Source organism: Aquabacterium sp. (assembly GCF_036279655.1).
Lineage (GTDB): Bacteria > Pseudomonadota > Gammaproteobacteria > Burkholderiales > Burkholderiaceae_C > Aquabacterium.
The window spans coordinates 43,359-64,281 of the sequence record NZ_DASUIT010000115.1 but is presented as its reverse complement, the minus strand read 5'-3'; the positions used below and the strand labels follow the sequence as shown (position 1 = coordinate 64,281).

Here is a 20,923-nt window from a genome sequence, read left to right as displayed (position 1 = left end):
TCTCAAAGAGACACACAAACCGCACACCGCGCCGCGTCCAGACACGCGACTTGGTGTATACTCTCGCTTCTCTCAGCGGCTGTAGCTCAGTTGGATAGAGTACTTGGCTACGAACCAAGGGGTCGTGGGTTCGAATCCTGCCAGCCGCACCAAAATTGACAAGCCCTCAGACTCACGTCTGAGGGCTTTTGTCATGGTGGGTCCACAAACGCAGGGCAAGCGACATCAATGCGAGGCCTGCCCTCGCGCCATCAAGCGCTTGAACCACCACAGCACCCCGCCAAACAGCATCACCACCGCTGCCAGCAGGCCATAAGTGGTGGCATCTGGCTCCGCCAGCGCGGCCGTCAGACGGTCCATGAACAAGGAAATCATGATCGTGCCCGGCGCCAGCCCAATGAACGAGCCCAGCACATAGTCCCGAAAGCGCACCCGAAAGGCTCCAGCGGTCATGTTGACCACCACAAACGGTGCCACCGGCACGGCCCGGATGACGATGATGGCCCACAGGCCTCGGCGCTTGAGGGCCAAGGCCAGGGCGTGAATGCGCCCCTGCGTGGACCAGCGATCCACCAGCTGCGCCCCTGAATACAGGCCGATGCCATAGGTCACGATGGCCCCACTCACCATGCCCACCAGGGTGTAGGCGATGCCCGGCCAAGGCCCAAACACCAGTGCCCCCACCGTGATCAGCACCGCGACCGGCATGGCCAGAACCACCGCCAGCACATAGCCAGCCAGCACCATGAGGGGCCCCAAGGGCATGGCCAGCAGAGACTGCCCGGTGCGCGCCAGCGCCGCAGGCTCCATGTACTGACGCAGCACCGGGTCGCGCCATGCCAGGGTCAGACCCACGATCACCAGGAGGTACATGACCATCAATAACCACCGGCCCGACTGGACCACACGCACCCACGGTGACGATTTCACGCCAAAAACCTCACGGAAACACCGAAACCGCGCCAGACCATCCGGCGCGCCTCGAAGGTGAGATCTTGGCGCAAAGCGCCAGGTCTGTGCAGGGGTACTTTCCTGCCCCGTGCATGAGGGTCCACCACGATCAGCGGCACGGTCTTTCAGTCGTGGTGGAGACCCCGCTCCGGCGTGGCGGCCTGACGCGTCAGCAACCAGCGCCCCACGCGGATGGCCAGGGCCTCGGGACTGACGGGCAGTGGCAACACTTCCACCGACGTGGGCAGCCCCCCCCGCGCCTGCAGCGCCTCGGGCCGCTCACTGGTCAATGCCAGCACACGCAAGCCCCCCAACGACTCGGTGCGCTCCAAGGTCCAGAGCATCTCCACTCCGTCCATGCCCGGCAACTCCAGGGTCGTCACCAGCAGGTCTGGCGGCTGTCGACCAATCTGAAGCAAACCGACGTAGCCGCTGTCAGCCGTGCAGACCGACACCGTGGCACCAAAAACCTCCAGGGCTGTGGCGCACTCGTGCAACCAGGCCGAATCGCGCGCCACCAGCAGGATGCGCATGGCCCGCTCCACCAGGGGCGCCTGACCTGGGCGCGTGGCAGCACGCGCCTGATCGGGGGGAAGATGGTGCGCCTTGGGCTCAGCGCCCACCTCCGCACGCCTTTGCTCCGGTGTCAGGGTGTCGAGCCCCATGCTCATGGCCAGGGCCTCGACAGCGTTGTAGGGGATGCGACGGTGCCCACCTGGCGTGCGTGCCGCCGGCAGGATGCTCGCCTCGACCCACAACTGCACCGTTCGCAGCGACACCCCCAGTCGCAGCGCGGCCTCACGGGTCGTCAGCATGCGGGCGGCAGGGCCGAGAGGGATCACTTGTGACATGGCGGGCACCTTGACTGCTGTATGTCCGAATTTGATAACCCTGCGCATGCGCTTTCACTTTTGCGACAAGTGCAGATTTGACTCTTGGTATCGGCAGCACCGGGCGTGAACTGTCGTGATGAATTGGCAGATCCGTCTGAATTCGTCCGCCAGCCCCCGCTTTGGGCACAATCTCGGACATGAGCAAGGCATTCACCAAGGAATCCGACAACGCCGATGACGACGACGAGGTCGGCCTGCCCCCGCTGCCTGCGGGCACGAAGAACTACATCACCCCGCAGGGCTACCAGCGCCTGCGCCAGGAGTTGCTGGACCTGATCGACGTCGAGCGCCCCAAGGTGGTCGAGATCGTCCACTGGGCCGCCTCCAATGGCGATCGATCGGAAAACGGCGACTACATCTATGGCAAGAAGCGCCTGCGCGAGATCGACCGGCGCATCCGCTTCCTGACCAAGCGGCTGGACATCGCCGAGGTGGCCGACCCGACCCTGCACCATGGCAACGACCAGATCTTCTTTGGCGCCACTGTCACCTATGTGAATCTGTCAGGTGTGGAGCGCACCGTCACCATCAAGGGCATCGACGAGGTCGACAACCTGCAGGGCGAGGTCAGCTGGATCTCCCCCATCGCGCGTGCCTTGCTGAAGGCGCGCGAGGGCGATGAGGTGCAATTGATGACCCCCGGCGGCCTGGAAAAGCTCGAGGTGCTGGAGGTGCGCTACCCGGCCCCGCTCAAGGACTGACGCGCTCGGCCTTGAGCACCACCGGGCAGCGCCGAAGAATGCGCAGCACATCCTGCAGGTGCTCGGTGTCGCGCACGGACAGCGTGAGCTTGAGCTCTGCCGTTTCACCCAGACGCTCGTCACCCATCTCGATGTGGGTGATGTCGGTCTCGGCGCTGCTGATGGTGGAGGCCACCTGGGCGAGCACGCCCTTGCCATTGGTCACCAGCACGGCAATGGCGGTTTCGAACTGACGGATGGGCTCATCGGACCAGGCCACATCGATCCAGCGCTCGGGATCGCGTTCGAACAGGCGCTTGCCCACGCCGCACATCTGGGTGTGCACGACCAGGCCTTCACCACGCCCCAGGTAACCGGCGATCGGATCGCCCGGCACCGGCCGGCAGCACGGCGCCAGTTGCACCGTGGCGCCTTCGCTGCCATCGATGACCATGCTGCGATGCGCGGGGGTCTCGTACGCCGCAAAACGCCCCAGCGTCAGGGTGAGCGCATCGGGGCGCTCGCCGGCCTCGGCCAGAACCTGGGCCACGCGCTTGGCCACCATGGCGGCAATCTTGCGCCCCAGGCCGATGTCGATCAACAGGTCGCGCTGCGAGCGATTGCCCCCCCAGCGGATCAGGCTCTGCCACAAAAGGCCATCGCGGCCCTCGCTGTGCTCGTCGCCCGGCGGCAAGGTCAGCCCTTCGGCACGCAAGGCCTGAGACAGCAGCTTCAACCCCATGTCCAGAGACTCCTCGGCCTCCATGTTCTTGAGGTAGTTGCGGATCTTGGAGCGCGCCTTGCCGGTGCGCACGAAGTTCAACCAGGCGGGACTGGGCTTGCTGCTGGTCGAGGTGATGATCTCCACCACATCGCCGCTGCGCAGTTCGGTGCGCAGCGCGCCGGGTTCATTGTTGATGCGCACGGCCACCGCGTGATCGCCCACGTCGCTGTGGATGGCGTAGGCAAAGTCCAGCGCCGTCGCACCCTTGGGCAAGGCCAGGATGCGTGACTTGGGCGTGAACACATAGACCGACTCGGGGAAGAGGTCGATCTTGAGGTGTTCCAGGAACTCGGCCGAATCGCGGGTCTCGTGCTGGATGTCGATGAGCGACTGCAGCCACACGGCGGCCTGTTGAGGTGTGGCATCGCCATCGGCCCCCTCCTGCTCCTTGTACATCCAGTGGGCCGCGATGCCTTTCTCGGCCACAGCATGCATGGCCTGCGAGCGGATCTGGAACTCCACCGCCGTGCCCACCGGGTTCACCAGCGTGGTGTGCAGCGACTGATACCCGTTGGCCTTGGAGATGGCGATGTAGTCCTTGAAGCGCCCCGGCAGCGGTTTGTAGAGCTGGTGCAGCACCCCCAGGGCGCGATAGCAATCGAGCAACTCACGCGTGACGATGCGAAAGCCGAAGATGTCGCTGACCTGGGCAAAGCTCAGGTGCTTGTCGCACATCTTGTTGTAGATCGAGAAGATGGTCTTTTCGCGGCCATAGATCTCGACCACCATGCCGGCCTCGTCGAACGCCGTTTCGACCTCGCGCTGGATGCGCTCCACCAGGTCGCGCCGGTTGCCTCGGGTCTTCTTGACCGCCTTGGCCAGGATGCCGTAGCGCCAGGGGCTGATGTACTTGAAGGACAGCTCCTGCAGTTCGCGGTAGGTCTGGTTGAGCCCCAGGCGATGCGCGATGGGCACATAGATGTCCAGCGTCTCGCGGGCAATGCGCGAGCGCTTGTGCGCCACCATGGCCTCCATGGTGCGCATATTGTGCAGACGGTCGGCCAGCTTGATCAGGATGACGCGCACATCGCGCGCCATGGCCAGCAGCATCTTGCGGAAGGACTCGGCCTGAGACTCCTCCTTGGTCGAAAAGTGCAGCTTGTCCAGCTTGGTCAGGCCATCCACCAGTTCGGCCGTAGGGGCACCAAAGCGCTCGATCAGCTCGATCTTGGTGACGCCGCAGTCCTCCATGGCGTCATGCATGAGGGCGGCCATGATGGCCTGCGCATCGAGCTTCCAGTCGGCACACAGACCGGCCACCGCGATGGGGTGGGTGATGTAGGGCTCGCCGCTGGCGCGGAACTGGCCCAGATGGGCCTCGTCGGCAAAACGGTAGGCATCACGGACGCGGCGGATATCGGCCTCGTCAAGGTATTCCAGCTTGTGCAGCAGAACGGCGAATGACGCCTGTGACGCTTCGTGATGGGCTTCGGGCATGAATGAACTGTAGCGCGGATGCTGACCCCCTGCAGACACGGGGTCAGGGGGGAGGGCTGGACGAGAGAAGGTTATCGACGGGCTCTGGAAAAAACAAAGCCCGCCAGAAGGCGGGCCTGCTCGGGCCCGCAAGGGGCCACTCGACGGGGTCGATCAGGTCGGGACCTTGCGCAGCATCTCGACGCCGATCTGCCCAGCGGCGATTTCACGCAGGGCGGTCACGCCCGGCTTGTTGCGCGACTCGATCTTGGGGGTGTGACCCTGGCTCAGCATGCGGGCGCGGTAGGTCGCGGCCAGCACCAACTGGAAGCGGTTGGGGATCTTTTGCAGGCAGTCTTCGACGGTGATGCGGGCCATGGTGGAGGTTCTCCAGGGGATCAAACAGGGACAGACAAGGCGCTCAAAGCAGGTTCAAGGCCTTGAACACGCCGGACTTGTTCCGGCGCTGAGCAGCGTATTTTAACCGTTGTGCGTGAACAATGGTTTTTAAATCGAACAAGGCGGTCTCGAACAGGGCATTGACCACCACGAAATCGAAGTACTGCGCCTGGGCCACCTCGATGCGCGCGTTGTGCATGCGCAGATCGATCACCTCCTGCGAGTCCTCGCCACGGCGGTTGAGGCGCTGCAGCAACTCCTCGTAGCTGGGCGGCAGGATGAAGATCAGGATGGCGTTGGGAAAGATCTTCTTGATCTGCAGGGCACCCTGCCAGTCGATCTCCAGAACCACGTCCTCCCCGCCCTTGATGCGCTCTTCGATGGCGCTGCGCGAGGTGCCATAGAGGTTGCCGTGCACCTCGGCCCACTCGAAGAAGTCGCCATGCTCGATCATCTCCGAGAACAGGTCCTTGGAGATGAAGTGGTATTCGCGGCCGTTCTGCTCCTGCCCGCGGGGCGTGCGGGTGGTGTGCGAGACGGACACCTGCAGGCGCGAGTCCAGCTCCAGCAAGGCCTTGACCAGGCTGGATTTTCCCGTGCCGCTGGGCGCGGACACCACGAAAAGGTTGCCGGGGTAGTCCATGTCGGCGTCTCCTGGGGCGGCTGTGGCCGCGGTCGAGGTCTGATTCGTCACCTTATCGGCACTCATTCAATGTTCTGAACCTGCTCGCGCATCTGCTCGATCAGCACTTTCATGCCCACCGAGATCTGCGTGAGCTCCAGGGCGGCGGCCTTGGAGCCCAGGGTGTTGGCCTCGCGGTGCAATTCCTGGATCAGGAAGTCCAGGCGCTTGCCGACCTCGCCACCTTTCTTGATCAGGCGTTCGATCTCGTCCAGGTGAGCCTTGAGGCGCTGCACCTCCTCGTCAACGTCGATGCGCAAGGCATAAGCGGCCGCTTCGGCCAGGGCGCGCTCCTGAGCGGCCTCGGGCGTGACCGAGCCTCCCACGGCCTGCAGGGCGTCCTGGTAGCGCTGCAAAAAGCGCTCCTGCTGACGCAGCACGGCCTGGGGCACCAGGGGCTCGGCCTGGGCGGCCAGCTCGCGCAGGCCCTTGAGTCGGTCCTTGAGCACGGCCACCATGCGCTGGCCTTCGACCGCGCGCGCTTCCTTCATGGCGTCCACGCACTGGCGCACGGCTTCGAGCGCCGCCTCGTCGAGCTTGACGGCCGGCGTGGCATTGCGACACCAGTTGAGCACCTCGTTGACCGACAGGGCGCCGGCCTTGGGCAACCAGTTCTGCACCATGCCCTCCATGCGCGCCAAGGTGTGAAGCTGGTCGGGCTGGGGCTGGGGCCAGGCGGTGTCGGTGCTGCGTTGAGCCGCCAGACGCAACTCGATCTTGCCGCGCTTGAACGTGGCCATGAGGATGTCACGGAAGGCCGGCTCCAGCGCACGGAACTCGTCGGGCAGCTTGAAACTCAGATCGAGAAAGCGGCTGTTGACCGAACGCAACTCGGCGCCGACGCTTCCCCCGGCACCTTTTCGAGACACGGCTGGCGTGTCTGAATCCTCAGTGTTTTCACTGACGTGGTCTGGCACCGACGCAACCACACTGGCGTAGCCGGTCATACTGTAGACTGACATGGCACCTTTCACAGCAGACAAAACCCGATTATGTCAAAGCCTAAACCTGCCCCGTTGCCCTCGGGCACCGTCGTGGGAGGTTATCAGGTCGTCAAGAAGCTGGCGGCGGGCGGTTTCGGGGTGGTTTACCTCGCTGAAGACCCCGAACGGCGCCTCGTCGCGCTCAAGGAATACCTGCCCGCCTCCCTGGCCGAGCGGGCCCCGGGCGAGCTGATCCCTCGCGTCAAACCCGACAAGCAGCCCCTGTACCGCCTGGGCCTCAAAAGCTTCTTCGAAGAAGGGCGCTCGCTGGCGCAGATCTCGCACCCCAGCGTGGTGTCAGTGCTCAATTTCTTCCGTGAGAACGAAACCGTCTACATGGTGATGAACTACCTGCAAGGGGACACCCTGCAGGACTTCATCGTCACGGCACGCGATCTCAAGCGCGACAAGGTGTTCCGCGAGTCCACCATCCGCTCCCTGTTCGACGAGATCCTGCGCGGCCTGCGCATCGTGCACCAGCACAAGATGTTGCACCTGGACATCAAGCCGGCCAACATCTTCATCACCAACGACAACAAGGCGGTACTGCTGGACTTCGGCGCGGCACGCGAAGTGCTGTCCAAGGAGGGCAACTTCATCCGCCCCATGTACACGCCGGGCTTTGCCGCCCCCGAGATGTACCGCCGCGACGGCTCGCTGGGCCCCTGGACCGACATTTACGCCATCGGAGCGTGCATTTATGCCTGCATGCAGGGATATCCGCCCAACGATGCCCCCCAACGTCTTGAAAAAGACCGACTGGGTCTGTCACTCTCGCGATTGCGGAACGTTTATTCCGATAACCTGCTCGAAGTGACCGAGTGGTGCATGTCGCTCGATCCCCTGGCTCGTCCGCAAAGCGTGTTTGCCCTGCAAAAAGAGCTCGCGCGCGAGACCGAAAGACGCTACACCAAGCTCAGCTTCTCTGAGCGGGTCAAACTGCAGATTGAAAACCTGAAATCGGGTACGAAGGCATGAGGTTCTCGGTATACCAGGTCAGCCGCAAAGGCGGCCGCGAAAAGAACGAAGACCGCATGGGCTACTGCTACACGCGGGAGTCGGGCCTGTTCGCCCTGGCCGATGGCATGGGCGGTCACCCCGAGGGCGAAGTCGCGTCCCAGTTGTCCCTGCAGACCATTGCGGCCCTGTTCCAGCGGGACGCCCGCCCTGGTCTGGCCGACCCGGTCCGCTTCCTGCAGGACGCCATCATGGCCGGCCACCATCAACTGCTGCGCTACGCCAGCGAAAAAGGCCTGATGGACACCCCGCGCACCACCATCGTGGCCTGCATCCTGCAGGGCAACACGGCCTACTGGGCTCATTGTGGTGATTCACGCCTGTACCTGGTGCGTGGCGACAAACTCATCGCCCGCACGCGCGACCACTCCTACTCCGAACTGCAGGAATCGCTGTCCACCGTCGTGCCCCTGGTCGAGCGCTACAACCGCAACGTGCTCTTCACCTGCCTGGGCAGCCCCGGCAAGCCGGTGGTCGACACCGCCGGCCCCCTGCTGCTGCAGGAGGGCGACCGCCTGATGCTGTGCTCCGACGGCCTGTGGGGCACCGTCTCCGACGAGGTCATCACCCAGCACCTGGCCACGCGCACCATTGCCGATGCCGTGCCTGAGCTGGTCGAAGAAGCCCTGCGCCTGGGAGGTCCCAAGTGTGACAACGTCACCGTGCTGGCCGTCGAGTGGGAATCGGCCAGCAATGAAGAGCCCTCCAGCGTCACCACCGACAGCCTGGGTGACGAAGTCTTTGCCTCGACCATCCAGGCCAGCATGGGCGGCGCCGGCCCAGGCGACAATGTCGATCCCGAAGACCTGGACGAGGCCGAGATCGAGCGCTCCATCCGCGAGATCAACGAAGCCATCCGGCGCTCGTCCCAGGCCTCCGGCAAGAAACCCTGACCTCGCCTGACCTGGGCCGTGGTCGCCAAGGAGTGACCCTCATGCGCCTGATCCTCGCCTCCAACAACCCCAAGAAGCTGCGTGAACTGCAAGCCTTGCTCGGCCCCCTGGGACTGAACCTGATCAACCAGGGTGCCCTGGGCATCCCGGAGGCCGAAGAGCCCCACATCACCTTTGTCGAGAACGCGCTGGCCAAGGCCCGTCATGCGGCGCAGGCCGGGCAAGGCCCCGCCATCGCCGATGACTCGGGCTTGTGCGTGCGCGCCCTGGGCGGCTTGCCCGGCGTGCGTTCGGCCCGCTATGCCCTGGACGCCGGCCGCCACCCCGAAGGCGTGCCTCGCGAAGTGGCCGACACGGCCAACAACGCCCTGCTGATCGAGACCATGCATGGCAAGAACGATCGCCATGCGCACTTCACCTGCCTGCTGGTGGCCGTGCGCCACGCCGAGGACCCCGAGCCCCTGATCGCCGAAGGCCACTGGGCCGGCACCTTGCTGGAGGCCCAGCAAGGCCACGAAGGATTCGGCTACGACCCCCTGCTGTGGCTGCCCGACCATGGCTGCTCGGCCGCCGAGATGAATGCCGAGCAGAAGAACGCCATCAGCCACCGTGCCATCGCCTGCCGCCGCATGCGCGAGTTGATGGCCCTGCACTGGGGGCTGCACGCTTGATCCCCTTGCACAAGCCCGGCCATCTGAGTGCCCTGCCCCCCCTGTCGCTGTACGTGCACCTGCCCTGGTGCCTTCAGAAGTGCCCCTACTGCGACTTCAACTCCCACGAGTTCCGTGATGCCCAGGGCCAGGTCGCGCTGCCCGAGACACGCTACATCGAAGCCCTGCTGCGGGACCTCGAAGCCTGCCTGCCGCAAGTCTGGGGCCGCCGTGTGCACACCGTCTTCATCGGCGGGGGCACCCCCAGCCTGTTCTCGCCCGCCAGCATCGACAGACTGCTGGGTGACATCCGTGCCCGCCTGCCCCTGGAGGCGGGCTGCGAGATCACGCTGGAAGCCAACCCCGGCACCTTCGAGACCGACCGCTTCAAGGGCTTTCGCGACGCAGGCGTCACCCGGCTGTCAATCGGCGTGCAGAGCTTTGATGATGCCAAGCTCAAGGCCCTGGGGCGCGTGCACAACAGCGACCAGGCCCGGGCCGCGATCGACGAGGCGCGCCGTGCCTTCGAGACCTTCAACATCGACCTGATGTACGCCCTGCCCGGCCAGAGCCTGGCCGATCTGCAGTCCGACTTGCAACAGGCCCTGGCCTTCCAGCCTCCGCACCTCTCGCTCTACCACCTGACCGTCGAGCCCAACACGCGCTTTGCCGTCCAGCCCCCCAGGGATCTGCCTGACGAGGACACCGCCTTCGACATGCTCGACCATCTGGCCGAAGCCACGGCCCTGGCGGGACTGACGCGCTATGAGGTGTCGGCCTACGCGCGCCCGGGTCACCAGTGCCTGCACAACCTGAACTACTGGCAGTTCGGCGACTACCTGGGCATTGGCGCGGGCGCACACGGCAAGATCAGCTTCCCCGATCGCATCGTGCGCACCGTGCGCTGGCGTGAGCCGGCCACCTACATGGACAAGGCGGAACAAGGCCAGGCCTGCTCCAACGAGAACGAGGTCCCCCTGAAAGCACGCGCCTTCGAGTACATGCTCAATGCCCTGCGCCTCAAGGATGGCTTCGAGCTCAACCGCTTTGCCGAACGCACGGGCCTGAGCGTGACCGCCATCGCCCAGCCGCTGGCCGAGGCCGAAGCCAAAGGACTGATCGAGCGCGACCTCCACCGCGTGTGGCCCACCGCCCGCGGCCTGGACTTTCTCAGCGACCTGCAGGCCCTGTTCCTGAACGACTGAGCCCCCGGACTTGCCCCACCCCGCAGGCAGGGGGCACTGCGTAGTTTCCGCAAGGTAGTGGCCGCTAGCATCGCCGCACACTGGCGCCATGACACCTTTGACCCGACGCCGTTTCATCGGTCAGATGGCCCTGCAGGCCGCTGCCGCCACCGGTCTGAGCACCATCCATGCGAGCCATGCCCTGGCCGCCACCAGCGGTGCCCGCCGATTCAATGAATCCCTTGCCGCGCCTCGCACCCCCCTGGGTCAACTGGGGCGCGTCCCGGCCATCGTGGTGGGCACCGGCTACGGTGGTGCCGTCACCGCGCTGCGCCTGGCCGAAGCCGGCATCCCCGTGGTCATGCTGGAGATGGGCCAACTCTGGACCCAGCCCACCACCGGCGGCACGATCTTCAGCAAAACCCTCTCGCCCGACGGGCGCGCCATGTGGTTCAAGGACCGCACCGAAGCCCCCCTGAAAACCTTCCTGGGACTGAACCTCGTCAACAGCAACATTCCCCGCTACGCAGGGGTGCTCGACCGCGTCAATTACGACGAGATGTCGGTCTATGTCGGACGTGGCGTGGGCGGGGGCTCACTGGTCAACGGCGGCATGGCGGTGACACCGCCGCGCAGCTACTTCCAGCAGATGCTGCCCCTGGTCGACGCCCAGGAGATGTACGACACCTGGTTCCCCCTGGCCAACCGCACCCTGGGGGTGAACCACGTCGATCCCGCCTGGTTCGAAACCGCCGCCTGCTACCGCTATGCCCGCGTCTCGCGGGACCACGCCATCAAGACCGGCCTCAAGACCGTGTTCGTGCCCAGCGTCTACGACTTCAACTACATGAAGCAGGAAGAGGCCAGGCAGGTGCCCCGCTCGGCGCTGGCGCAGGAGGTCATCTACGGCAACAACCACGGCAAGCTCAGCCTGGACAAGACCTATCTGGCCGATGCCGTGGGCACGGGCAAAGTCACCATCTACACGCTGCAGCAAGTGCGTCGCATCGAGCAGCAAGCCAACGGGGACTACCTGCTCAGTGTGCGGGCCATTGATGCCTACGGACAGGTCCTCGCTGATGTGCAGATTGCCTGCGGACAGCTCTTTCTGGGTGCGGGCAGCATCGGCACCACCGAGTTGCTGGTCAAGGCACGCGAGACCGGCGCCTTGCCGCGCCTGCCCGCCGCCGTGGGCGAAGGCTGGGGCCACAACGGCAACGTCATGGCCGCACGCACCAACAAGATCTGGGACACCACCGGCGCCGTGCAATCGACCATGCCCGCCATGGGCATCAATGACTGGGACAATCCCAGCAACCCGGTGTTCGCCGAGATCACGCCCCTGCCCACCGGCTTCGAGAACTGGATCAGCATGTACCTGGCGATCACGCGCAACCCCGAGCGTGGCCGCTTCACCTACGATGCCGCCAGCGACAGCGTCAAGCTGCGCTGGAGCCGCAGCCAGAACGCCCCCACAGTGGCCTCGGCCAAGACCCTGTTCGATCGCATCAACAGCAAGATCGGCGCGCGCTACCGCACCGACTTGTTCGGCGACGGCAAGATCTTTGCCGATGACTTCTGCTACCACCCGCTGGGAGGCTGCGTGATGGGACAGGCCACCGATGCCTACGGGCGTGTCAAGGGCTATCAGGGCCTGTACATCACCGACAGCGCCCTGATCCCGGGCTCCATCGGCGTCAACCCCTTCGTCACCATCACGGCTCTGGCCGAGCGCAACATCCGTCAGGTGCTGGCGCAGGACCTGAGCCGCTGAGGCACCTCAGGCCGACTTCTTGTTCTCGTCGCGCAGTTCGCGACGCAGGATCTTGCCCACATTGGTCTTGGGCAGATCATCACGGAAGTCGATGTGCTTGGGGCACTTGTAGGCGGTGAGTTGTTCGTGGCAGTAGCGCAGCAGCTCCTCTTCGGTCAGGGTGGCGTCCTTCTTGACCACGAAGAGCTTGACCGCCTCGCCGGTGCGGCCATCGGGCACACCCACGGCGGCGCACTCCAGCACGCCGGGGTGCATGCTCACCACCTGCTCGACCTCGGTCGGGTAGACGTTGAAGCCCGACACCAGGATCATGTCCTTCTTGCGGTCCACGATCTTGACCTGGCCCTTTTCATCCATCACGCCGATGTCCCCCGTGCGGAAGAAGCCATCGGCCGTCATGACCTGGGCCGTTTCTTCCGGACGGTTCCAGTAACCGGCCATCACCTGAGGACCCCGGATGGCGATTTCGCCAGGCTCGCCCATGGGCACATCGTTGCCCGCCTCGTCCAGGATGGCGATCTCGGTCGAGGGAATGGGCAGACCGATGGTGCCGCTGAACTCTTCGATGTCCAGGCGGTTGATGGTCGCCACGGGCGAGGTCTCGGACAGGCCATAGCCTTCCACGATGGGACAACCGGTGACCTTCTTCCACTTCTCGGCCGTGGCCTGCTGCACCGCCATGCCGCCCCCGTTGGACACCTTCAGGTGAGAGAAGTCCAGCTTGGCGAAATCAGGGTGATTGACCAGGCCGTTGTAGAGCGTGTTGACGGCGGGAAACTCGGAGACCTTGAAGCCTTCCAGGGCCTTGATGAAGCCCGGGATGTCACGCGGGTTGGCGATCAGGATGTTGAGGCTGCCCATGCGGGCGCCCAGCATGTAGCAGACCGTCAGAGCGAAGATGTGATAGAGCGGCAATGCACACACCACCACCTGCTGCTCGTCGCCATGGGCATCACGCGAAGGCTTGAACCAGGCCTCGCATTGCAGGATGTTGGCGATCACGTTGCGGTGCAGCAAGGTGGCGCCCTTGGACAGGCCCGTGGTGCCGCCGGTGTACTGCAGGAAGGCGATGTCGTCAGGCTTGAGCGAGACAGGCTTGAGGCTCATGCCACGCCCTTGCGACAGCGCTGCCGAGAAGGTCGTGGTCTGGCGGCCACCGCTGTTGGGCAGCGTGAAGGCCGGCACCATCTTCTTGACATGGCGCACCACGAAGTTGACCAGACGACCCTTGGCCCAGGGCAGCAGATCCCCCATCGAGGCCACCACCACATGCTTGACCGAGGTGCGCTCGATCACATGCTGCAAGGTCACGGCGAAGTTCTCGAGCACCACGATGGCTTCGGCGCCGGAATCCTTGAGCTGATGCTCCAGCTCGCGCGGGGTGTAGAGCGGGTTGACGTTGACCACCACATAACCGGCGCGCAGCACGGCGGCGATGGCCACCATGTACTGAGGCACATTGGGCATCATCAGGGCCACGCGGGCGCCTTTGGACAAGCCCCTGGACTGCAACCATGCCCCCATGGCCTTGGACATCTCGTCGATCTGAGCGAAGGTCAGACGAGCGCCCATGAAGGATGCCGCATCACGACTGGCGTACTGCTTGAAGGATTGCTCCAGCAGGTCGGCCAGCGAGGTGTAGATCGAGGCATCGATCTCGTGGGGCACGCCGGGTTGGTAATGGGCCAGCCAGGGCTTCGCACTTGCCATGTGTGTCTTCCTCTCAGTCAAAAACAGAAAAAAGCGCCCGCTCTCTGGGCGCCCAACGCTTACAGGGATTCTGCAACATTTCGCGACCGAATTTCACGGCGTTTCGCAACACAAGAGCGGGTAGTTACGGAGGATGCACGCCATCTGGCACACCGCGTTTCCATTTATCATCCGCCGACAAGGTCGGGCACACGCCCGCTAGAAGGATGATCTCGCATGAGTGCAGGACCCAATTCCCCCGCCTCCCCCAAGCGACGCTGGCTGCTCAAGTCCGCCCTGGCCCTGGCGGCCGTCGGCGGTGCGATCGGCGGTGGTGTCTGGTGGCGTCGTGGCTTTGACAAGCAACACCTGACCCAGGACGGCAAGTCGGTCTTCCGGGCCCTGGCCCGAGGCATCGTGGGCCCCATGCTGCCCGCCGCCCCGGCCGAGCGCCAGGCCATACTCGACCGCTACGTGGTCGAGCTGGAAAAACTGATCAACACCATGCCCTCCGCCAAGCGCGACCAGATCAGTCTGCTGGCGGGCGCACTGGCCAATGCACCGACCCGCTATCTGATCACGGCCCGTTGGGCCTCATGGGACGAAGCCACCGATGACGAAGTCCGAGCTCTGCTGGTGCAATTGCGCGAATCCAGCGGCATGGCCCAAAACGCGACTTACGTTGCCACGCGGGCCATCACCTGCATGGGCTTTTTCTCCATTCCCGACAACTGGTCTCTGACTGGCTACCCTGGACCGATGACGATATGAGCAAACTCCCCGATGTATTCCGTGATGGCCAGCAGAAACACAACTGGAAGGTCTTCAATGGCGAGCAGGGCCTGCCCGAACAACTGAGCTGCGATGTTCTCATCGTGGGCACGGGCGCCGGCGCCGGCATCACCGCCGAAATCCTGACTCGCGCCGGCCTGGACGTGATCCTGCTGGAAGAAGGCCCGCTCAAGACGAGCACCGACTTCAACCAGAAGGAAACCGAGGCCTACACCACGCTCTACCAGGAGAGTGCGACTCGCGCCAACATTGACAACACGGTGACCATCTTGCAAGGGCGCTGCGTGGGTGGCACCACGGTCATCAACTGGACCAGCTCCTTCCGCACACCGCCGGACACCCTGAAGTTCTGGCAGGACCAGTTCGGTCTCAAGGACTTCACCACCGAGAACCTGTCAGGCTCCTTCGAGCAGGCCGAGCGCCGCCTGGGTGTCGCCCCCTGGGAGGCTGCCCCCAACGCGAACAATGAACTGCTGCGCACTGGCGCAACCAAGCTGGGCATCTCCGCGCACACCATTCCTCGCAACGTCAAGGGCTGCTGGAACACGGGCTCCTGCGGGATGGGCTGCCCCACCAATGCCAAGCAGTCGATGCTGATCACCACGATCCCGACGGCACTGACGGCTGGCGCGCGCCTGTACCACCAGACCCGTGCCGAGTCCTTCGACATCCGCGATGGCAAGGTGCAATCGCTGAACTGCGTGGCCATCCGCATCAATGGCGATCGCGTCAACGACAAGGTCACCCGCATCACGGCCAAGCACTATGTCGTCTCCGGCGGCGCCATCAACTCGCCCGCCCTGCTCAAGCGCTCCAAGGCCCCGGATCCCCACGACCTGCTGGGTAAGCGGACCTTCCTGCACCCGGTGTCCTTCACTTCCGGGGTCTACCCCCAGAAAATCGAAGCCTGGATGGGCGCCCCCCAGAGCATCTACTCCGACCATTTCCTGCACACCGGCCCGGTCGACGGCCCCATCGGCTTCAAGATCGAAGCCACGCCCATGCACCCCGGCCTGACCTCGGTGCTGCTGGGGGGCATTGGTCAGGAGCTGGCTGAACGCTTCAAGAACTACCCGAACACCCAGTTGCTGCTCTCGCTGATGCGTGACGGCTTCCACCCTGAATCAAAGGGCGGCAGCGTGATGCTCAACATGGATGGCTCCCCTCTGCTGAACTACACGCTCACGCCGTACGTTCTGGATGGCTTCCGCCGCTCCTTCCTGGCCATGGCCGAGATCCAGTTCGCCGCCGGCGCCGACAAGGTCATGCCCTATCACCAGCAGGCCCGCTACTACACCTCCTGGGCCGAGGCCAAGACCGAGATCGCCAAGCTGGACATGAGGCCCTTCCTCACCGGCGCGGGCAGCGCCCACGTCATGGGTGGCTGCCAGATGGGCGGCACTGAAAAGCAAGGGGTTGTGCGTCCGGACGGCGTGCACTGGCAGATCGAGAACCTGTCGGTTCACGACGGCTCGATCTTCCCCACCAGCATCGGCGCCAACCCGCAACTGTCGATTTACGGCATCACCAACCGGCTGGCCACTCAACTGGCCAAGCGGCTGTCCGGCAAGGACGTCGTGCTCGCCTGATCGCGTGCCGGCCTGGCGACTGGATAGGCCGAACGCCCCAGACGCCAGGCCACCCAGCCGACACAGGCCGCCAGCGCCAGATGGCGCAAGGCGTGACCACTCACGGACTGCCCGCTCCAGTCGTAGATGGGCCGGTCCGCCCAGTCCACCGTCTGCGCCACAGCAAAGCTCAATACGGAGCGTTGCCAATCCAGGCGAGAGAGCAAGTGCCCCCGAAGGGTCCAGGCCCCGGCCGCCAACAACCCGATCGGGCTGAACTCCAGCCAGATCAAGGGACGCAGGTCCCCCGCGCCGCCGGTCAGGCGCGTGACCCACCACCACAGCATGGCCAGTGCCACGGCCACCAGGGCCAGCCCCACCCCTTGAACCCGCCCCAGACGGGCATCCACCCGCTCGGCCACGAAGGCCGTGGCAAACAGGGCGCATGCGGCCGAGCGCGGCACCTGATCCCAGATGAATGTCAGGTCACCGGGATGCCAGTGATAGGCCATGCCTCCCACCGTGGCCAGCATCTGGCTCACGAAGAAGCAGGCCCACACCAGACGCAAGGGCTCGGACGCGGGCAACCGGGTCACCCGCCACAAGCCCCACAGGCCCAGCGGCAGCAAGGGCAGATGCGACCAGACATTGACGCCCGATGGCACACCCCACCACACACGCGTGTCGGCAAACTGATGCATCTGGGGCCTCAAGACCACGGGCCCCCAGGCCATCAGGCCCGCCACGCCGGCCAATGCTGCGGCGAACATCAGCGCCACCGCCGCCCGACGAGACAGGGCAGAGGCGGGATCTGATGACCAAGGAGAGGACTCGGCGCGCATGGAGCTTGATGCTACCCACCTCGATCCGAGCGCACAAGCACAGGGCACAGACGTAAAAAACCCCGCTCGAAGGCGGGGTCTCAGAGCAGCGGGCCCTTGGGGCCCTGCCACATGGGGTCAGCGCATCACTTGTTGCGGGTGCCGACCACTTCGATTTCCACGCGGCGGTTCTTGGCGCGGCCTTCGTCAGACTTGTTGTCAGCGACGGGCTGGGCTTCGCCCTTGCCTTCGGTGTACACGCGGCTGGCTTCGATGCCCTTGCCGGTCAGGTAGGACTTGACGGCTTCGGAGCGCTTGACCGACAGCTTCTGGTTGTACTCGTCGGAACCGCGCGAGTCGGTGTGACCCACGGCGATGATGACTTCCAGGTTCAGGCCCTTGACCTTCTCGGACAGATCGTCGAGCTTGGCCTTGCCTTCAGGCTTCAGGTCAGCCTTGTCGAAGTCGAAGAAGGCGTCAGCAGCGAAGCTCACCTTTTCGGTCTGGGGAGCGGCGGGCACAGGTGCCGGGGCGGGAGCGGGAGCCGGGGCAGGAGCCGGGGCAGCCACAGGAGCCGGGGCAGGAGCGGGGGCGGGAGCAGGCACGCCGTCGCAACCTTGAACGCCAGTGGCAGGTGTCCAGAACTGATCGCGCCAGCACAGTTCGTTGGTACCGTTCTTCCAGACGGTACCGTCGGTGGCACGCCAGTTGTCGATGGCTTGGGCTTGGGCCACGCCAGCCGACAGGGCAGCAACGGCGAACAGGGCGGCAACTTTATTCAGTTTTTTCATGTGAATCCTCACGTTGAAGACGCAGCCAAAGCTGCAACAAGCCCAAGGGTGCAGGGTTTACCCCAAAGGTCTACGCGTCGCCCATTCTGCCATACCAACTCTCAGACTCCCAGGGCTGAACACAGTCGGCATCCATTGCTGTCCATTTGTAACAATGTTGTTGCACCCAGGAGACATACCGCCCCCGGCATGCCCGGAAAAGCCCCCCTCTGCAGGGGACTTACAATCTCAGGCTGCCCCCGCGCACCTCGAAATAAAGCATGACGCAATTCGCCAAGGAAACCCTGCCCATCAGCCTCGAAGAGGAGATGCGGCGTTCGTACCTCGATTACGCGATGAGCGTGATCGTGGGCCGTGCCCTGCCCGATGCCCGTGATGGCCTCAAGCCCGTGCATCGCCGCGTGCTCTTCGCGATGCACGAACTCAACAACGACTGGAACCGGCCCTATAAAAAGTCGGCCCGTATCGTTGGTGACGTCATCGGTAAGTACCACCCCCACGGTGACTCGGCGGTGTACGACACCATCGTGCGCATGGCGCAGGACTTCTCCCTGCGCCACATGCTGGTCGATGGGCAAGGCAACTTCGGCTCGGTCGACGGCGACAACGCCGCCGCCATGCGTTACACCGAAATCCGCCTCTCCAAGATCGCCCACGAGATGCTGGCCGACATCGACAAGGAAACCGTCGACTTCGGCCCCAACTACGACGGCTCTGAAAAAGAGCCCCTGGTGCTGCCGGCCCGCCTGCCCAATCTGCTGATCAACGGCTCGGCCGGTATCGCGGTGGGCATGGCCACCAACATCCCGCCGCACAACCTCAACGAGGTGGTCGACGCCTGCCTGCATTCGCTCAAGAACCCTGAATGCAGCGTCGACGAGCTGATGGAAATCATCCCGGCGCCCGACTTCCCCACCGCCGGCATCATCTACGGCCTGAGCGGTGTGCGTGAGGGCTACCGCACTGGCCGCGGCCGCGTGGTCATGCGCGCTCGCGTGCACTTCGAGGACATCGGCAAGGGCGACCGTCAGGCGATCATCGTCGACGAGATCCCCTACCAGGTGAACAAGAAGAACCTGCTCGAGCGCATCGCCGAGCTGGTCAACGAGAAGAAGATCGAAGGCATCAGCCACATCCAGGACGAGTCCGACAAGTCCGGCATGCGCGTGGTGATCGAGCTCAAGCGTGGCGAAGTGCCCGAGGTGGTGCTCAACAACCTCTACAAGCAGACCCAGCTGCAGGACACCTTCGGCATCAACATGGTGGCCCTGATCGATGGGCAACCCAAGCTGTGCAACCTGAAGGACCTGATCACGGTCTTCCTGGAGCACCGCCGCGAAGTGGTGACACGCCGCACCGTGTTCGAGCTGCGCAAGGCGCGCGAGCGCGGCCACGTGCTGGAAGGCCTGGCCGTGGCGCTGGCCAACATCGACGAGTTCATCGAGACCATCAAGACCTCTCCCACGCCGCCCGTGGCCAAGGCCGCCCTGATGTCCAAGAGCTGGGATTCGTCCATGGTGCGCGAGATGCTGGCCCGCACCCAGGGTGACCCCAAGCTCTACCGTCCCGAGGGCCTGCCCCTGAACTACGGCATGCAGGCCGACGGCCTGTATCGCCTGTCCGACGACCAGGCTGGCGAAATCCTGCAGATGCGTCTGCAGCGCCTGACCGGTCTGGAGCAGGACAAGATCATCGGCGAGTACAAGGATGTGATGGCGCAGATCGCCGATCTGCTGGACATCCTCTCCAAGCCCGAGCGCGTGTCCTTCATCATCTCTGAAGAGTTGACCGCCATCCGCCAGGAGTTCGGTCAGACCAAGCTGGGTGCACGCCGTTCGGCCATCGAGCACAACGCCCAGGAGCTGGGCACCGAAGACCTGATCACGCCCACCGACATGGTGGTCACGATCTCGCACACGGGCTACATCAAGAGCCAGCCGCTGCACGAGTACCGCGCGCAAAAGCGTGGCGGTCGCGGCAAGCAGGCCACGGCCACCAAGGAAGACGACTGGATCGACCAGCTCTTCATCGCCAACACGCACGACTACATCCTGTGCTTCAGCAACCGCGGTCGCGTGTACTGGGTGAAGGTCTGGGAAGTGCCCCAGGGCTCGCGCAACTCGCGTGGCAAGCCCATGGTCAACATGTTCCCGCTGGAAAAGGACGAGAAGATCAATGTGGTGCTGCCGCTGACCGGTGAATTCCGCAGCTTCCCAGAAGATCACTACGTCTTCATGTCGACCCGCCTGGGCACCGTCAAGAAGACCCCGCTGACCGACTTCAGCAACCCCCGCAAGGCCGGCATCATCGCCGTGGGCCTGGACGAGGGCGATGTGCTGGTGGGCGCCGCCCTGACCGACGGCAAGCACGATGTGATGCTGTTCAGTGATGGCGGCAAGGCGGTGCGCTTCGACGAAGAAGACGTACGACCCATGGGCCGCAGTGCGCGCGGTGTGCGCGGCATGATGCTCGAAGAAGGCCAGAGCGTGATCGCCATGCTGGTGGCCGAAGACGAGTCGCAGTCCGTGCTGACGGCCACCGAGAACGGCTACGGCAAGCGCACCTCCATCGTCGAGTACACCCGCCATGGCCGTGGCACCAAGGGCATGATCGCCATCCAGCAGTCCGAGCGCAATGGCAAGGTGGTCGCGGCCACCCTGGTGCGCCCGGCCGACGAGATCATGCTGATCACCGACAAGGGCGTGCTGGTGCGCACCCGTGTGGCCGAAATCCGTGAACTGGGCCGCGCCACGCAAGGCGTGACCCTGATCGCCCTGGACGAAGGCGCCAAGCTGATCGGCCTGCAGCGCATCGTGGAGAACGACGCCAGCGGTGCCGATCTGGACAACGCCGAAGACAGCGGTGCCGTTGACGGGGCAAACGACGCCACCGACAAGGGAACGCCCGAGTAAAAACCGACACCAAGGACCAGACGCGTCGCCGACGCGCCTCTTTC

The 20,923-nt window shown here is 64.4% G+C and carries 18 protein-coding genes and 1 tRNA gene; 10 read left to right on the top strand and 9 right to left on the bottom strand.

Annotated elements, in window-relative coordinates:
- Positions 1-75 precede the first annotated feature (75 nt).
- Positions 76-152, top strand: a tRNA-Arg gene (locus VFW84_RS13150).
- Positions 153-225: 73 nt separating this feature from the next.
- Here the strand turns inward: VFW84_RS13150 and VFW84_RS13145 are convergent.
- Entirely contained in the window at positions 226-879 is a 654-nt protein-coding gene (locus VFW84_RS13145; protein ID WP_329680913.1) for a TVP38/TMEM64 family protein, read from the bottom strand.
- 197 nt (positions 880-1,076) lie between these two features.
- Positions 1,077-1,802 (bottom strand): excisionase family DNA-binding protein, encoded by a 726-nt coding sequence (locus VFW84_RS13140; RefSeq protein WP_329680912.1) that lies wholly within the window; start codon positions 1,800-1,802, stop codon positions 1,077-1,079.
- 179 nt (positions 1,803-1,981) lie between these two features.
- Between VFW84_RS13140 and greB the strand changes: the two genes are divergently transcribed.
- Positions 1,982-2,545: a transcription elongation factor GreB gene (gene greB, locus VFW84_RS13135; RefSeq protein ID WP_329680911.1), complete on the top strand. Its 564-nt coding sequence runs from the start codon at positions 1,982-1,984 to the stop codon at positions 2,543-2,545.
- Here the strand turns inward: greB and VFW84_RS13130 are convergent.
- From VFW84_RS13130 to VFW84_RS13115, 4 genes are all read right to left on the bottom strand, one after another.
- Positions 2,535-4,745 carry a bifunctional (p)ppGpp synthetase/guanosine-3',5'-bis(diphosphate) 3'-pyrophosphohydrolase gene (locus VFW84_RS13130; protein ID WP_329680910.1) on the bottom strand — a complete coding sequence of 737 codons (2,211 nt, stop codon included), beginning with the start codon at positions 4,743-4,745 and terminating at the stop codon, positions 2,535-2,537. The genes greB and VFW84_RS13130 overlap by 11 nt on opposite strands.
- A gap of 153 nt (positions 4,746-4,898) precedes the next feature.
- Positions 4,899-5,102, bottom strand: coding sequence for a DNA-directed RNA polymerase subunit omega (gene rpoZ, locus VFW84_RS13125; RefSeq protein ID WP_329680909.1), 204 nt, complete (start codon positions 5,100-5,102; stop codon positions 4,899-4,901).
- Between the two features lie 43 nt (positions 5,103-5,145).
- A complete protein-coding gene (gene gmk, locus VFW84_RS13120) occupies positions 5,146-5,766 on the bottom strand; it encodes a guanylate kinase (RefSeq protein ID WP_329680926.1) in 621 nt (206 codons plus the stop codon).
- A gap of 62 nt (positions 5,767-5,828) precedes the next feature.
- A complete protein-coding gene (locus VFW84_RS13115; RefSeq protein ID WP_329680908.1) occupies positions 5,829-6,767 on the bottom strand; it encodes a YicC/YloC family endoribonuclease in 939 nt (312 codons plus the stop codon).
- A 30-nt stretch (positions 6,768-6,797) separates the two neighbouring features.
- Between VFW84_RS13115 and VFW84_RS13110 the strand changes: the two genes are divergently transcribed.
- The 5 genes from VFW84_RS13110 to VFW84_RS13090 all read left to right on the top strand — a co-directional run bounded on the left by VFW84_RS13110 (position 6,798) and on the right by VFW84_RS13090 (position 12,306).
- Positions 6,798-7,766, top strand: a complete 969-nt coding sequence (locus VFW84_RS13110) for a serine/threonine-protein kinase (RefSeq protein ID WP_329680907.1) — start codon at positions 6,798-6,800, stop codon at positions 7,764-7,766.
- Positions 7,763-8,698 carry a PP2C family serine/threonine-protein phosphatase gene (locus tag VFW84_RS13105; RefSeq protein ID WP_329680906.1) on the top strand — a complete coding sequence of 312 codons (936 nt, stop codon included), beginning with the start codon at positions 7,763-7,765 and terminating at the stop codon, positions 8,696-8,698. The genes VFW84_RS13110 and VFW84_RS13105 overlap by 4 nt, the downstream gene beginning before the upstream one ends.
- Positions 8,699-8,739: 41 nt before the next feature.
- Positions 8,740-9,369, top strand: a complete 630-nt coding sequence (gene rdgB / locus VFW84_RS13100) for an RdgB/HAM1 family non-canonical purine NTP pyrophosphatase (protein WP_329680905.1) — start codon at positions 8,740-8,742, stop codon at positions 9,367-9,369.
- Complete coding sequence (hemW, locus tag VFW84_RS13095; protein ID WP_329680904.1) at positions 9,366-10,553, top strand: radical SAM family heme chaperone HemW; 1,188 nt, start codon at positions 9,366-9,368, stop codon at positions 10,551-10,553. Before rdgB ends, hemW begins: the two co-directional genes overlap by 4 nt.
- Positions 10,554-10,641: 88 nt before the next feature.
- Positions 10,642-12,306, top strand: a complete 1,665-nt coding sequence (locus tag VFW84_RS13090; protein WP_329680903.1) for a GMC oxidoreductase — start codon at positions 10,642-10,644, stop codon at positions 12,304-12,306.
- Between the two features lie 6 nt (positions 12,307-12,312).
- Here the strand turns inward: VFW84_RS13090 and VFW84_RS13085 are convergent, their stop codons facing one another.
- Complete coding sequence (locus VFW84_RS13085) at positions 12,313-14,016, bottom strand: long-chain-fatty-acid--CoA ligase (RefSeq protein WP_329680902.1); 1,704 nt, start codon at positions 14,014-14,016, stop codon at positions 12,313-12,315.
- Between the two features lie 216 nt (positions 14,017-14,232).
- On the opposite strand from VFW84_RS13085, the gene VFW84_RS13080 reads away from it, so the two are divergent.
- Together VFW84_RS13080 and VFW84_RS13075 are read left to right on the top strand one after the other, a co-directional pair.
- Positions 14,233-14,766: a hypothetical protein gene (locus tag VFW84_RS13080; RefSeq protein WP_329680901.1), complete on the top strand. Its 534-nt coding sequence runs from the start codon at positions 14,233-14,235 to the stop codon at positions 14,764-14,766.
- Positions 14,763-16,376: a GMC family oxidoreductase gene (locus tag VFW84_RS13075; RefSeq protein ID WP_329680900.1), complete on the top strand. Its 1,614-nt coding sequence runs from the start codon at positions 14,763-14,765 to the stop codon at positions 16,374-16,376. The genes VFW84_RS13080 and VFW84_RS13075 overlap by 4 nt, the downstream gene beginning before the upstream one ends.
- Here VFW84_RS13075 and VFW84_RS13070 read toward each other — a convergent pair.
- Positions 16,331-17,197, bottom strand: coding sequence for a hypothetical protein (locus VFW84_RS13070; protein WP_329680899.1), 867 nt, complete (start codon positions 17,195-17,197; stop codon positions 16,331-16,333). The two genes, VFW84_RS13075 and VFW84_RS13070, sit on opposite strands and share 46 nt — an antisense overlap.
- 125 nt (positions 17,198-17,322) lie before the next feature.
- Complete coding sequence (gene ompA, locus VFW84_RS13065) at positions 17,323-17,967, bottom strand: outer membrane protein OmpA (protein ID WP_329680898.1); 645 nt, start codon at positions 17,965-17,967, stop codon at positions 17,323-17,325.
- A 260-nt stretch (positions 17,968-18,227) separates the two neighbouring features.
- On the opposite strand from ompA, the gene gyrA reads away from it, so the two are divergent.
- Positions 18,228-20,879 (top strand): DNA gyrase subunit A, encoded by a 2,652-nt coding sequence (gene gyrA, locus VFW84_RS13060; protein ID WP_329680897.1) that lies wholly within the window; start codon positions 18,228-18,230, stop codon positions 20,877-20,879.
- Positions 20,880-20,923: the final 44 nt, after the last annotated feature.